This window comes from Agrobacterium genomosp. 13 str. CFBP 6927, from assembly GCA_900012615.1.
GTDB lineage: Bacteria > Pseudomonadota > Alphaproteobacteria > Rhizobiales > Rhizobiaceae > Agrobacterium.
The window spans coordinates 1,061,031-1,073,946 of record LT009757.1; the positions used below are offsets into that span (position 1 = coordinate 1,061,031).

At 58.5% G+C, this 12,916-nt stretch carries 10 protein-coding genes; 4 read left to right on the forward strand and 6 right to left on the reverse strand.

Features of this window, described 5'->3' with window-relative positions:
* The first annotated feature begins 3 nt into the window (after positions 1–3).
* From AGR13A_RS19200 to amyA, 3 genes are all read left to right on the forward strand, one after another.
* Positions 4–1,620, forward strand: coding sequence for a 5-oxoprolinase/urea amidolyase family protein (locus AGR13A_RS19200; RefSeq protein ID WP_080838680.1), 1,617 nt, complete (start codon positions 4–6; stop codon positions 1,618–1,620).
* The gene (locus AGR13A_RS19205; protein ID WP_080838681.1) at positions 1,617–3,350 is read left to right on the forward strand and encodes an acetyl/propionyl/methylcrotonyl-CoA carboxylase subunit alpha; all 1,734 of its coding nucleotides are present in this window, start codon (positions 1,617–1,619) and stop codon (positions 3,348–3,350) included. Before AGR13A_RS19200 ends, AGR13A_RS19205 begins: the two co-directional genes overlap by 4 nt.
* A gap of 111 nt (positions 3,351–3,461) precedes the next feature.
* Positions 3,462–4,949: an alpha-amylase gene (amyA, locus tag AGR13A_RS19210; protein WP_080838683.1), complete on the forward strand. Its 1,488-nt coding sequence runs from the start codon at positions 3,462–3,464 to the stop codon at positions 4,947–4,949.
* A 38-nt stretch (positions 4,950–4,987) separates the two neighbouring features.
* On the opposite strand, the gene soxR is transcribed toward amyA, so the two are convergent.
* On the reverse strand, positions 4,988–5,443 hold the full coding sequence (gene soxR, locus AGR13A_RS19215; protein ID WP_035225210.1) for a redox-sensitive transcriptional activator SoxR: 456 nt from the start codon (positions 5,441–5,443) through the stop codon (positions 4,988–4,990).
* 159 nt (positions 5,444–5,602) lie between these two features.
* The gene (locus AGR13A_RS19220) at positions 5,603–7,711 is read right to left on the reverse strand and encodes a TonB-dependent receptor plug domain-containing protein (RefSeq protein WP_080838685.1); all 2,109 of its coding nucleotides are present in this window, start codon (positions 7,709–7,711) and stop codon (positions 5,603–5,605) included.
* A 147-nt stretch (positions 7,712–7,858) separates the two neighbouring features.
* On the opposite strand from AGR13A_RS19220, the gene AGR13A_RS19225 reads away from it, so the two are divergent.
* Complete coding sequence (locus AGR13A_RS19225) at positions 7,859–9,328, forward strand: glycosyl transferase family protein (RefSeq protein WP_080838686.1); 1,470 nt, start codon at positions 7,859–7,861, stop codon at positions 9,326–9,328.
* Between the two features lie 4 nt (positions 9,329–9,332).
* Here AGR13A_RS19225 and AGR13A_RS19230 read toward each other — a convergent pair whose 3' ends face one another.
* The 4 genes from AGR13A_RS19230 to repC all read right to left on the reverse strand — a co-directional run bounded on the left by AGR13A_RS19230 (position 9,333) and on the right by repC (position 12,877).
* Entirely contained in the window at positions 9,333–10,532 is a 1,200-nt protein-coding gene (locus AGR13A_RS19230; protein ID WP_080838688.1) for a low temperature requirement protein A, read from the reverse strand.
* A gap of 39 nt (positions 10,533–10,571) precedes the next feature.
* Positions 10,572–10,853, reverse strand: a complete 282-nt coding sequence (locus AGR13A_RS19235) for a hypothetical protein (RefSeq protein ID WP_080838689.1) — start codon at positions 10,851–10,853, stop codon at positions 10,572–10,574.
* A 66-nt stretch (positions 10,854–10,919) separates the two neighbouring features.
* Positions 10,920–11,132, reverse strand: a complete 213-nt coding sequence (locus tag AGR13A_RS19240) for a hypothetical protein (RefSeq protein ID WP_080838691.1) — start codon at positions 11,130–11,132, stop codon at positions 10,920–10,922.
* Positions 11,133–11,599: 467 nt separating this feature from the next.
* Complete coding sequence (gene repC / locus AGR13A_RS19245) at positions 11,600–12,877, reverse strand: plasmid replication protein RepC (protein ID WP_080838692.1); 1,278 nt, start codon at positions 12,875–12,877, stop codon at positions 11,600–11,602.
* Positions 12,878–12,916: the final 39 nt, after the last annotated feature.

The following is a 12,916-nucleotide window of genomic DNA, read 5'->3' on the forward strand; positions in this document are numbered from 1 at the left end:
ATGATGCGTTTTCTCCCCGTCAGCCTCACCACCATTCTTGTCGAACTCACCGATCTCGATGAAACCCTGGCGCTTTTCGCCTCGCTTCAGAACGATCCGATCGAAGGCGTCGAAGAGACGGTGCCGGCTGCCCGCACCCTGATGATTCGCTTTCGCCCTGAAAAGATCGGTGCCGAAGCGCTGGCCGCGCGGCTGGCAAGCCGTGATCTCTCGGCAAAAATCGCGCCTTCGGACAATCTCGTTGAAATCCCCGTCCACTATAATGGTGAGGATCTCGCCGATGTTGCCGAATTGACCGGCATGAGTATCGAAGAGGTCATCCGCCGCCATACCGAAAGCGAATTCACCGTGGCCTTCTGCGGTTTCGCTCCCGGCTTCGGTTATCTGGTCGGTGGCGATCCGGCGCTGCATGTGCCGCGCCGGCAAAGCCCGCGCACTCGTATTCCGGCAGGTTCGGTGGCGCTGGCCGGCGCCTTCAGCGGCGTCTATCCGCAAAACAGCCCCGGCGGCTGGCAGATCATTGGCACCACGCCAGTCAAGATGTGGGATATAGACCGCGATCCCGGCGCGCTTTTCCAGCCGGGTTACCGGGTGCGTTTCTTCGACATGGACAAGGCCGGCAAAACGGTCGACATCCCCGTCTCGGCACCGCGAAACGCCATTAAAGAGACTGCAAAAGACGGCCCGCATTTCGAGGTGCTCGCCGCACCCATGCCCGCCATCTTTCAGGATCTCGGCCGCTTCGGCCAGACCGGTCAGGGCGTTTCGGCCTCCGGCGCGCTGGATCGTGGCGCGTTCAATGCCGCAAACCGCATCGTCGGCAACCCCGTCAACACACCCTGTCTCGAACTGACGCTCGGCGGCTTTTCCTTTAAAAGCACGAGCCGCGCCGTCATCGGCATTGCAGGTGCGCCCTGCCCCGTCACCATCACCACAACGGATCGCAGTTTCGCGGCCAAGACCCATGGCCCGGTGTCGCTCGAACCCGGTGATGTGGTGACCTTCGGCCAGCCGCCGAAGGGCATGCGCTGTTATCTTGCCGTACGTGGCGGCTTCGATGTCGAGCTGGTGCTGGGCAGTTTCGCAACGGATACACTGGCTGTCGTCGGCCCAGAGCCGGTGGGCGCGGGCGCCATACTGCCGCTTAAGGGCGAGAAGACTAGCCTTTCCAGCGTATCGATCGACGAGGTTCCAGCCTTCGAAGCGCCGGTAACGAGTGAGGTCGTCACGCTGGACGTCGTTCTCGGACCGCGAACGGACTGGTTCACGCAGAAGGGTATCGAGACCCTGACCGGCCAGCTCTGGCAGGTCACGCCGCAATCGAACCGCGTCGGCATCCGCCTTGCAGGCGAAGTGCCGGTGGAACGCAGGGACAGCGCCGAATTGCCGAGCGAGGGCACCGCGACAGGGGCGATCCAGATTCCCCATAGCGGCCAGCCGGTTCTCTTCCTTGCCGATCACCCGTTGACCGGCGGTTATCCCGTCATCGGCGCGGTCGCCGAATATCATCTCGATCTTGCCGGGCAGATCCCGGTGAACGCCAAAATCAAATTCCGCCCGATCGGCCCCTTCGCCGAAATCGCGGCCAAGAACACAGAATTCCGAGGAGAAGAGCGATGAAAAAAGTGCTGATTGCCAATCGCGGCGAGATCGCGGTCCGCATCATCCGCGCATGTCGCGATTACGGCCTGCAATCGGTCGCCGTTTATGCCGATCCCGATCAGGATGCGCTTTTCGTCCGGCTCGCGGATGAGGCCTATGCGCTGGAGGGCGTGCGCCCGGCCGAGACCTATCTCGATATCGCCAAGCTGATCGCGATCGCCAAACGCGCCGGTGCGGATGCCGTGCATCCCGGTTACGGCTTCCTGTCCGAGCGCGCCGAATTTGCGCGTGCGGTTCTCGATGCCGGCCTCATCTGGATCGGCCCCGATCCGCATGTCATCGAGGCACTGGGCGACAAGGTAGAGGCACGGCGCATTGCCACCGGCGTTGGCGCACCGCTGGTCGCCGGCAGTGACGGCCCGGTCGCTTCCGCCGCGGAAGTCACCGCCTTCGCGGAACAACACGGCCTGCCCGTCGCCATCAAGGCGGCCCATGGCGGCGGTGGTCGCGGCCTGAAGGTTGCGTGGAAGATGGAAGAGATCGCCGATCTCTACGAATCCGCCGTGCGCGAGGCTACGGCCGCCTTTGGCCGCGGCGAATGCTTTCTCGAGCGCTTTCTCGACCGTCCGCGCCATATCGAAGCGCAGGTTCTGGCCGACAAGCATGGCAATGTGCTGGTGCTCGGCACCCGCGATTGCTCGCTGCAACGCCGGAACCAGAAGCTGATCGAGGAGGCCCCTGCCCCCTTCCTGTCCGACAATCAACGCCAGAAAATCCATGCGGCCGCCAAGGCGATCTGCGCCGCTGCCGGTTATTCCGGCGCCGGCACTGTCGAATTCCTGCTCGGCGTCGATGGCACGATTTCCTTCCTCGAGGTCAATACGCGCCTGCAGGTGGAACATCCCGTTACAGAGGAAACCACCGGTATCGATCTCGTCATCGAACAGTTCCGTATTGCCGAAGGCCATAGGCTGCGGGTTCTCGAAACGCCGGAACCGCGTGGACATTCGATGGAATTCCGCATCAATGCCGAAGATCCAGGCCGGGGCTTCCTGCCGACGCCCGGCTCGATCTCGCTTTTCGACGCCCCCTCCGGTCCCGGCATTCGCGTGGATAGCGGCGTCGTCAGCGGCTCCAGCGTGCCGGGCGTCTTCGACTCGCTGATGGCAAAGCTGATCGTCACGGGTGCCGACCGTGATCAGGTTCTACGCCGCGCCCGCCGCGCGCTCAAAGAATTCCGTATCGAAGGCATCGCCACCGTCCTGCCGTTCCATCGCGCCGCGATCGAGACCGATGATTTCATCGGCACCGACGGCTTCAAGATTCACACCCGCTGGATCGAAACCGACTTCGCCGCCATGCCGGATGCCATGGAGCGCCCGGCACCGGCCGACGACCCTTCCATCACCCGCACTTTTCTGGAAATCGACGGCAAGCGCGTATCGGTCGGTCTGCCCAGCCTGCTGCTCTCCAGCCTGGGTGCGGTTAGCGGCAGCAGCGCGGCGGCTCCCGGCACCACCGCCCCCAAGCAAAAGGAAGGCGAAATCACCGCCCCGGTTTCCGGCACCCTGCAATCCTTCAAGGTAAAAGACGGTGATGCGGTTTCGCAAGGCGATCTTCTGGCCGTCATGGAAGCCATGAAGATGGAGACGCAGATTGTCGCCACCAAGGCGGGCAAAGTGCGTCTGATCGTCAAGGAAGGCGACTATCTGCAGGCGGGCGCAGCCCTTCTCGACATAGCCGGCTAATATACAGACAGGCCACCGGCCTCACAATTGCGGATCGCGTATGACCGGCGGCGGAACCCTTTCGCCGCCGGTCCGTTTATGGCGCGACCTGCTAACGACTGTGAGGGAAATATGGCCGGACGCACCTTGCTTCAGTTCTTCCATTGGTATTATCCGGACGGAGGGAAATTATGGAGCGAGGTGGCCGAAAAGGCCGAAAGCCTTGCCAAAATGGGCATCACCGATATCTGGCTACCACCGGCCTATAAGGGTGCTGCCGGCGGCTATTCGGTAGGTTACGATACCTATGATCTCTTTGACCTCGGTGAATTCGATCAGAAGGGCACCGTCGCCACAAAATATGGCGATCGCAGCGCCCTTGAACACGCGGGCCGGACGCTGAAGGAAAACGGCATCCGCGTCATTCACGATGTGGTTCTCAATCACAAGATGGGTGCGGATGAGAAAGAAAAGGTGCGGGTTCGCCGCGTCAATCCCGAAGACCGTACCGAGATCGACGATGAAGACTTTCAGGCGCTGGCCTATACGCGTTTCACCTTTCCCGGCCGCAGCGGCAAACATTCCAAATTCATCTGGGACCTGAAGTGCTTCAGCGGTGTCGACCACATCGAGGAGCCGACCGAAGACGGCATTTTCCGCCTCGTCAACGAATATGGCGATGGGGAATGGAATGAGGAAGTCGATCAGGAAAACGGCAATTTCGACTACCTGATGGGTGCAGATGTCGAATTCAGGAACTGGGCGGTTTATGAGGAACTCAAATATTGGGGCCGCTGGCTCTCCGAGCAGGTGCAGGTAGATGGCTTCCGCCTGGATGCCGCCAAACATATTCCGGCCTGGTTTTTCCGCGAATGGGTCGGCCATATGCGCGAAACGGTCGATCCCGATCTTTTCGTCGTGGCGGAATATTGGCACCCCGATCTCGAGGCGCTGAAAAGCTATCTCGAACTCGTCGACAAGCAGCTGATGCTTTTCGATGTCGCCCTCCACCACCGCTTCCATGATGCGTCCAAACATGGCGGCGATTTCGACATGCGTACTATCTTCGATGGGTCGCTGCTTTCGGCGGTTCCCGACCATGCGGTCACGCTTGTCGACAATCACGACACCCAGCCGCTGCAATCGCTGGAAGCGCCAGTGGAACCCTGGTTCAAGCCTCTGGCCTATGCGATCATTCTGCTGCGCGAAGAGGGTGTTCCCTGTGTCTTCTATCCCGATCTGTTCGGCACGAGCTACACCGACACCGGCAATGACGGCAACGAATATAAAATCGATATGCCCGCCATTGAATGCCTGCCGAAACTCATCGAAGCCCGCAGCCGTTTCGCCAACGGAGCCCAGACGGATATTCTCGACGATGCAAGCTGCATCGCCTTTATTCGCCACGGCACCGCCGATGCGCCGGGCTGCGTGGTGGTGATGTCGAATGGCGAGCCGGCGGAGAAGCAGATCGATCTCGGTGCCGACCGCGCCGGCGCAGTATGGCGCGACTTTCTCGGTCACCGTGAGGAAGAGATTACCCTTGATGATAGCGGCAAGGGCGTTTTCCCGACCAATGGCGGCAGCGTCAGTGTCTGGATTGCGGCCAACGCCGAGTGAGGACAATCAGTTTCAAAAGGGCAGACCCAAAATCTTGCTCATTCGGCTGGAACAAGGCGACGCGCACCCGCGCCGCCATCGGCCAGAATATCGTCGGGATTGCGCAAGGGGCAGTCGTCCAGCGAAAGACAACCGCAACCGATGCAGCCGGTCAGCTGATCCCGTAGCTGGATCAGGCTGTTGATCCGAAACTGAAGCATCTCCCGCCAGGACTGTGAGAACCTGCGCCAGTCAGCCGCCGTCGCCACCCGATCCTGCGGCAGATCCGCCATCGCTTCCCTGATGATGCTGAGCTGGATGCCGGCGCGCTGCGCGATACGGATGATCGCGATACGCCGCAGGACGGCGCGGTGATAACGACGCTGGTTGCCGGCGGTTCGCCAGCCTTCTATCAACCCCTTCGCCTCGTAGAAATGAACGGTGGAAACGGCGACGCCGCTACGGTGCGCAACCTCTCCCACCGTCAGGCTGTGTTTAAACACGCTATTTTCCATTCTGGCTCCTGTCTCCGGAACGATTTCCGCTCGGGAAACGCGGAAACATATTGAAGAGCAGCCGGTATAATTCCTCAACTATAGTTGAGGTCAATAGGCGAATGGTCAAAAAAAGAGGCGCCCGATAGGCGCCTCAGAAGTCTCGTCAATAGGCCGGGTTCAGAACTTCGCGGTCATGCTGATCCAGAAACGGCGGCCTTCCATGACAGTGTTGAAATCATCGGTGCCGACATCCTTGTCGAAGACGTTGTAAACGGCCGCGTTGAGATCGACGTTTTCGGCCACCGCATATTTCGCGCCGATATCGAGGGTCGTGTAGGCCTCGTATTTGCGTCCGGCCTTGCCGTTGATCGTGACCGGCGTCCCGTTGGTGCCGATGCGTGGGCCGGCATTGATTTCCGATCCGTGGTAATTCACCGACGCCCAGGCTTCCAGCCCGTCTATCGGCGTCACCCAGTCACCCCGCAGATTGGCCATATGCTCCGGTGTCCTCGCCAGCGGGAAACCTTCATAGTCGCCGGTTTTCTGTTCGGAATGCGTATAGGTGTAGTTGCCGCGCAGCGTCAGTTCCGGCGTGGCGTACCAGGTCGCCGTCAGCTCCACACCCTGAATGACCGCATCGTCGATATTGTAATTATACCAGAGGCGATAATTGCGGTCTTCGCTCCAGCGGGCGGGCGTTCCATCCGGATTGAGCACCAGCGCGTTGGAAATCTTGTCCTTGAAATCAGTGTAGAAATAGGTGGCGCCGAGAGCAACGTCGCCATTATCCCAGAGCGCGGCCACTTCGTAGCTTGTGCTCTTTTCCGCCTCGAGGCCCGGATCGCCGATGATCACGCCGCACGTGCCGCTCGGGCCGTAAGTGCAACCGCCGCCACCGGTCGTATAGGCATAACCTGGCGCGATCTGGCGGATTTCAGGCGCGCGAAAACCGGTGGAAATGCCGCCCTTGATCGTCAGCTCGTCCGTGGCACTCCAGACACCGTAAAGACGCGGGCTGAAATGATTGCCGTATTTTTCGTGGTTATCCAGACGAAGACCACCCGTCAGTGCGAAATTATCGACGATGCGCCATTCATCCTCGACAAACAGCGCCCATTGCGTCGCCGAGAATGTCTCATCCAGATTGGTGCGACGTCCCGGATTCTGATCCGTCAGCCGCGCCTCGAAATATTGACCGCCCGTGACCAGCGTGTGGTTGCCGAACAAATCAAAGGGCGTGGTGAATTTGCCGTCGAGAACGGTGTTGCGCACTTCCGGCGAGCGCGGATCTTCGGTCACGCGTCCCGTGCGGATGTTGCGGGTAAAATTGGTGCGCTCCGACCATTCCTGCTGGAAAGAGAATTCCGATGTGGTCGGCCCCCAGCGGCCGGTATGCGACAGGGACCAATGGTCGCGCGTATTGGTGTTATAGGTACTATTGAGCGTCGCCGCCGCCAGCGTGTCGCCGGGCTCGGCGCTGCGGCGCAGCCTCGTCTTGCCGCCTTCGAGATAAATGTCGTGGTCTTCGTTCGGGGTAAAGGTCAGGCGGCCGTTGAAATCATATTCCTTGGCGCCGGTGGTGCCGCTCAGAATACGGTCTTCGCCGCGATTGAAGCCCCTGCCCCAGACCTGAAGGCCCAGCTGGTCCTTGAGGATCGGCCCGTTGGCATACCAGGAGACCTGGCCGCTATTGCCGAATTTGGAATGCTGCTGGACCGTGCCTTCGGTGGTGACCGAACCGGACCAGACATCACCGACCTTGCGGGTGATGATGTTGATGACGCCGCCCATGGCATCAGAACCATAGAGGGACGACATCGGGCCGCGCACGACTTCGATACGCTCGATGGCCGAAACCGGCGGCACGAAGCTCTGTTCGAAACCGGAATTGCCGTTGGTGCGGGCGTCGCGGGTGCTCTGCCGTTTGCCGTCAATAAGGATCAGCGTATAGGCGCCGGGCAATCCGCGAATGAAGATGTCCTTCTCATTGGCGATGCCGGTGACGGATACGCCCTGCACCTCGCGAAGGGCATCCGTCAGATCGCGATATGAGCCCTTCTCCAGATCTTCCCGCGTCACGACCGTGATGCTGGCCGGAGCGTCCTTCACATTCTGCTCGAAGCCGGATGCGGTGACGACGATCTGCTGAAGAACGGTGTTTCCGCCAGATGCCTGCTGCGCGAAAGCGGGCGCAGCGAAGCTGAGCGCCGTTCCTGCCATTGCTGTCGAAAAACCAGCCTTTATTATTGTCGCGGCCATATCTCGACCGCGGTACTTCAATTCCATGTTACGCCCCCGCATTTAACTTGAGAATTTAACCCCACTTATTTAGGAGGGAGTGCAGGCGCAACGCGTTTGTTTTCGAACCGTTCTAAATTCCAGAAATTGCAAAAAGGGCTCCACCAATCGGCGGCGGAGTAAAAAAACAGCAAGATGACAACCGGCAAGAGAAAAGAACAATCAGCTTCCCCAACAAAGCCCGACAGGCTTGGACAGCTGAAATTACTTGTCGCTTTCGATGCTTTGCTGCGGGAAGGCAGTGTCAGCCGCGCAGCGGCCGGCATGGGACTGCCAACATCGTCGATGAGCCGGATATTACAGCAGCTGCGCGAAAAATACGGTGATCAGCTGTTCTTACGCACCGGCCAGGGTTTGCGCCCCACGCCATTTGCCGAGAACATGCGGCTGCGCATTCGTTCGCTGGCGGCGGAGGCGGACAACCTTATCGATTATTCACAGGAAAAACCGGCAGCGCCCGCCGCCGCCAATGCCAGCGGCTGGGAGCGACCTGTCTTGATGAAGGCGCCGCCGCTTTCGCTTCGTCCCAGCGTTCTTCTGGAAGGACAACCGACACCGGAAAATATCGCGGATCGTCTCGCCCGCATCGGTCACAATGCCGATCCGCAGCAGCGGCTCGCCAAATATATCGCGACCTCGGCGATGGGGGTCGGCAACAGCCGCCCGCTCAGTCAGACGGAGGCGATGGATGCGCTCGCAATCATTCTTGATGGCGATGCCGATCCCATACAGATTGGCGCTCTGCTTGCGACCATGCATTATCGTGGCGTAACCGCGGCAGAGCTTGCCGGCTTCATCGAAGCCATGTGGCAGCATATCGGAAGGGACCGGCAAGGGCCTGCTGCCGTCGATCTCGACTGGCCCGCCTATATGTCGCCCAAACATCGCGATGCGCCCTGGTTCCTGCATTCTGCCCGCCTTGTTGCCATGGCGGGATATAGTGTCCTGTTGCATGGCCATGTCGGCCAGGGAGAAAACGGCGGCAAGCTCGAACTTGCTGCTGAAGCCTGCGGGATTCCGCTCTGCCAGTCTCTCTCGCAGGCCGCCCGGGCCACAGCCTCAGAACGCATCGCCTACCTGCCGATCGGTGGTCTTTCCGCACAGTTTCAAAGCCTGCTCGGCCTATACGGCATTCTGGAAATGCGCCTGCCGCTTAATACGGTCGTGCATCTCCTCAATCCGCTTCGCGCCAGAAGCACCGTCATCGGTGTCGCCCGCCCCTCCTATCAGGAGCTTCATCGCGATACCGCGCGGCTGCTTTCGGTCGAGAATCTCGCCATTCTCGGCAATACACGGGACTTTGCGCAATTCACGCCGTTCCGCAGCACCCGGATTTTCGGCCTCTCGAAGGGCAAGGATGTCGAATTCATCATTCCCGCCCGCGAAACACCGCCCGCTGAGATGCCGACCATGTTCACGACTTTTGAATATTGGCGGGCTGTCTGGACAGGTGCCGCGAGGGACGAGAGGGCAGAAACCGTCATCGTCTCTACCGCAGCCATCGCACTGATGCTGGTCAATGATATGGCTCTGCCGTTTGATGAGGCCTATGCGCGCAGCCTGCGGCTATGGCACGACAGGGCGCGCAATTTCGCCAGCGCCTGAGCTTTCAGGCATTGGCCACCGATTTTTTCAGCGCCAGATATTCCCAGAGAGCAACCAGCAGCAGAATGCCCGTGCTTGCCAGTTGCAGCATATAGAGCGGTATGCCCGGCACCGGCAAAAGCAGGCAGAACGTCGCAACGCCGGCGAAATGCGAGATGGGTCGCTGATAGGTGGCGGCTATCTTGACGCCGATATTGCCGGCAAGAAACAGGACAGGGCCGCCTAGAATGGCGATGGCCTCCCTCATCGTCGCAGCTTCATGGGCATGGGACAGGCTGAAATCCTCCCCCACCGCCGTCAGGATGATGCCGGCTACGATGGGCAGATGACCATAATTGAAAAGATTATGGGCAATCTTCGCCTTCTCATCGGCATGTTCGGCCTTTCTGGAGGCCTCTTCCTGCCCATGATGGAAATAGATCCACCACATTGCCACGGTGCTGACGAAGGCCGAACAGAAGACGATGAATGTCAGGCCGGAATTCATATATTCCGTGGCAGTGCGACCCGTGGTGAGGATCGTTTCCCCAAGGCAGATAATAACGAAAAGGGCACATCGCTCCGCAAGGTGCTCGCCGGAGAGGTGCAGCCTGTCCGCATCGCTCGCTTTCAATCCGGGTACGACATAACGGCAGGCAGGCCCCGCATATTCGATCGCGAGTGCGATGCCCCATAACAGGATGCGATCCGTCAGATCGACAAGCCCGCCTGCCAGCCAGAAGAGGCTGGATATGACAAGCCAGATCGTCACACGCACGAAAACCAGAAAAGACTGCCGGTCTTCCCCCTTGAAGGCATAAAGCGCAAAAAGGCTGCGCCCCACCTGCATAGCGCTATAGATCAGGGCAAAGACGAAACCCTGTTCCGCAAAGGCATCGGGCAGCGCGATAGCCAGCAGCACCCCGCCGAACATCAACACGAAGAGGAGAATCCGGACCGGCTCCTTTTCCGTATTCAGAAGGTTGGTGATCCAGGTTGTGTGTATCCACAGCCACCACAGCGACAATATCAGGATGCCCGCCTCAAGCGCTGCCGTCGGCCCGAAGTCCTTGGCAAGCGCATGGGAAAGCTGGATGAGTGCAAAAACAAAGACGAGGTCGAAGAACAGTTCAGGAAAGGTCGCTTTTTCAGCTTCCTGCCCCTCCCGTTTGATCCAGCTTCGTGCATCCGGTTTAGATCCGGAAGTTTTGCTGTCGGTCCCCATTCTGCCCCTGTATATCAAGTATGAATTATTGCGATCGCCTTATCGCTGCGACAGAACGTCTTCTGCCGAAGAATCAATCGTCGAGACCCGGCCCGGGAACTGCAGCGCCCGCGCGTTGTCGGGATAAAAACGCGGGCCCACCAGACGCACTTTCTTGCCCGCTACATCAACGATGTAGTCTGACGCAATATCCTTGGGCGAGTATCCAGCGCTATGGGTTTCTGCCCCTTGCAAAGTGCTAACCTCCAGAGGCTGAGCATATGTTGGATGGGCCGCTACGGGGATGAGCATTGCCGTTAGAAAAAGAGGTTTGGAAAGCATCGGCGTATCCTGAAACAATTGATTGCGCCATAAACAGCCCTCACCGGGTTTGGTTCCGGTCACCTCTCAGCTATCACCGTCCAGATAGGTGCGATATTGCACATAGTCGGCACTTGGCTTCCCATCGACAATTTCCGGCGGACGCCCCTCATCTCCGGTCAGATAACCGGTATTTTCAAGTCCCGTCTTCAAAAGCTTTTCGATGGCCATGTGCCGGGGCAAGGCACTATCCGCCATATAAAGAGCGACGGCCAACTCCATATCGTCCGAGAAAACCATAACACCAGCAATCCGTTGAAGTGATGAAATAGAACGCGGAACCTTCCTGAAGGTTCAATTTCAACGCTCTGGAGTGCGGCCTCTATGCGTTCCTTGGATAGTCACTCACGAATTTGACGGATCGTTTCTCGCAGCAGCGTCCGACGAGGTATCGTTTGAATTTCGGCCACAGTCCGGCGGGCTATATTATGCATAAATGACGCTTTCCCGTCCGGACCACCGAATTTCCGCTTAAAAAACAGCCTGACTCAAGCGATTGAAACCAATGGCGGAAAACCGCAAACGAAAGCTAATTGGCACTTAGTTTTCATTACCTCGCATTAACCATAGCTCAGCCTTTGGCTGGATTTTCGCCTAGACGTCACCAGCTCACACCGAATCTTTCGAGTATCGAGAAAACGATGCAAATGTAACTTCAGACGGCGATTTCCGCAAGCTGCAGCGGCGTCGCTTCACCTGACGCCAACTTACCCTGTCATGCCCTTCTCCATCTCGCCTTTCCGCCCCCGTAGCTGCGCCTGGAGCATGGCCTGAAGATCGAACCCACCTTCATGAGCCTTGCGTGTCAGATTGCGCAGATATCCGCCGAGCGAGCTTATCTGATCCGCCTTTTGCAGCAGGCAGGCAAGGATGGTTGCAGTTCCCTGCCGGCCGAAGGTCGCCATGGCGTCCTGATAGGCCGACTGACTGATGTTGAACATGGTTTTGATCACCGATGTTGCCACCTCGAGATCGCGCCAGCCGGTAATCGCTCCCCCCGGGGCATAGAGGGAAATATCCGGGCAAGCTTTCAAAACCAAAACAATATCAGGAACAAAAAATTGCTTATGAAGAACGGGCTTTGGCTGGTGCGGCGAAGGTTTCGCACTGATGGGTGCGGCATATGATGGCTGGATGGTGACCGTGCCTGCAGGCGCAACGGCATCCGGTTCACGAAAATCCTGCGGTTTAGATATGGATTCGGATTCTGAATTCTTTATGAGGCGCTCATTTTGGCAGTCATTGCCGCCCGATTTTTCCGATTTTTCAATATTTTCCAGATAGTTGGTCACTTCTGCGCGCAGAGAAGCCAAAAATCCGGCGATTTCCTTGAGTTCAGCAGGTTTTGAATTGCGGCCAAGGGAACGCGCAATCGCATTGTAGCGAAGCTGGAATGTTTCGAAGGTCTCAACATCACCGCTTGCGGCAATCATTTCGCAAAGTTTCTGGATATCGCGGCGGCAGAGGCTGATGTTTTCACGAAGGCGCTGAAGATCGAGCCGTTCACGAAGGATGCGGTCTGCCAGTTCCTCGATTTCCATTTTGCGGGCAAGAAGCGGCGCCAGCGAAAAACCATAGGCTTCGCTGATTTCCCCACCTCTGTGTTTGCGGGCATAACGCTTTCCGTTCGGACTATCCTTGCGGATGATGAGACCGGCTTCGACAAGGGCCGAGAGATGCCGGCGCAAAGTCTGTTCGGCCATGCCATGAGCCCTGAGCGACAATTGCGTATTGGATGGGAAGACCACCAGTCCGGCTTCGCTGGAAAGTTCGTTTTTCGGATAGAAGCTCAAAAGCGCGTTCAATACCGCCAGAGAACGATCGGTCACGCCGAGCAACGGTCTCGCTTCACAGACCGAACGATAGAGTTTCCATTTATCGACCGCCTCGACCTTCTTGGTCTTTTGCGCGGCAAACTGGGTTGCGAGGACGCCAAACGACATCGCTCGCCGCCCAAAGGGCGTCGTTACACATGTGCTGTCCATGTCTTTCACCTTTCACAAGGCAAAAGAAAATCGCTCACC

Bases quoted from the DNA above. Each gene is read 5' to 3' on its own strand.
- AGR13A_RS19235 (WP_080838689.1), bottom strand. From the start codon at position 10,853: ATGCTTTCCAAACCTCTTTTTCTAACGGCAATGCTCATCCCCGTAGCG.
- AGR13A_RS19225 (WP_080838686.1), top strand. From the start codon at position 7,859: ATGACAACCGGCAAGAGAAAAGAACAATCAGCTTCCCCAACAAAGCCC.
- amyA (WP_080838683.1), top strand. From the start codon at position 3,462: ATGGCCGGACGCACCTTGCTTCAGTTCTTCCATTGGTATTATCCGGAC.
- soxR (WP_035225210.1), bottom strand. From the start codon at position 5,443: ATGGAAAATAGCGTGTTTAAACACAGCCTGACGGTGGGAGAGGTTGCG.
- AGR13A_RS19205 (WP_080838681.1), top strand. From the start codon at position 1,617: ATGAAAAAAGTGCTGATTGCCAATCGCGGCGAGATCGCGGTCCGCATC.
- repC (WP_080838692.1), bottom strand. From the start codon at position 12,877: ATGGACAGCACATGTGTAACGACGCCCTTTGGGCGGCGAGCGATGTCG.
- AGR13A_RS19240 (WP_080838691.1), bottom strand. From the start codon at position 11,132: ATGGTTTTCTCGGACGATATGGAGTTGGCCGTCGCTCTTTATATGGCG.
- AGR13A_RS19220 (WP_080838685.1), bottom strand. From the start codon at position 7,711: ATGGAATTGAAGTACCGCGGTCGAGATATGGCCGCGACAATAATAAAG.
- AGR13A_RS19230 (WP_080838688.1), bottom strand. From the start codon at position 10,532: ATGGGGACCGACAGCAAAACTTCCGGATCTAAACCGGATGCACGAAGC.
- AGR13A_RS19200 (WP_080838680.1), top strand. From the start codon at position 4: ATGCGTTTTCTCCCCGTCAGCCTCACCACCATTCTTGTCGAACTCACC.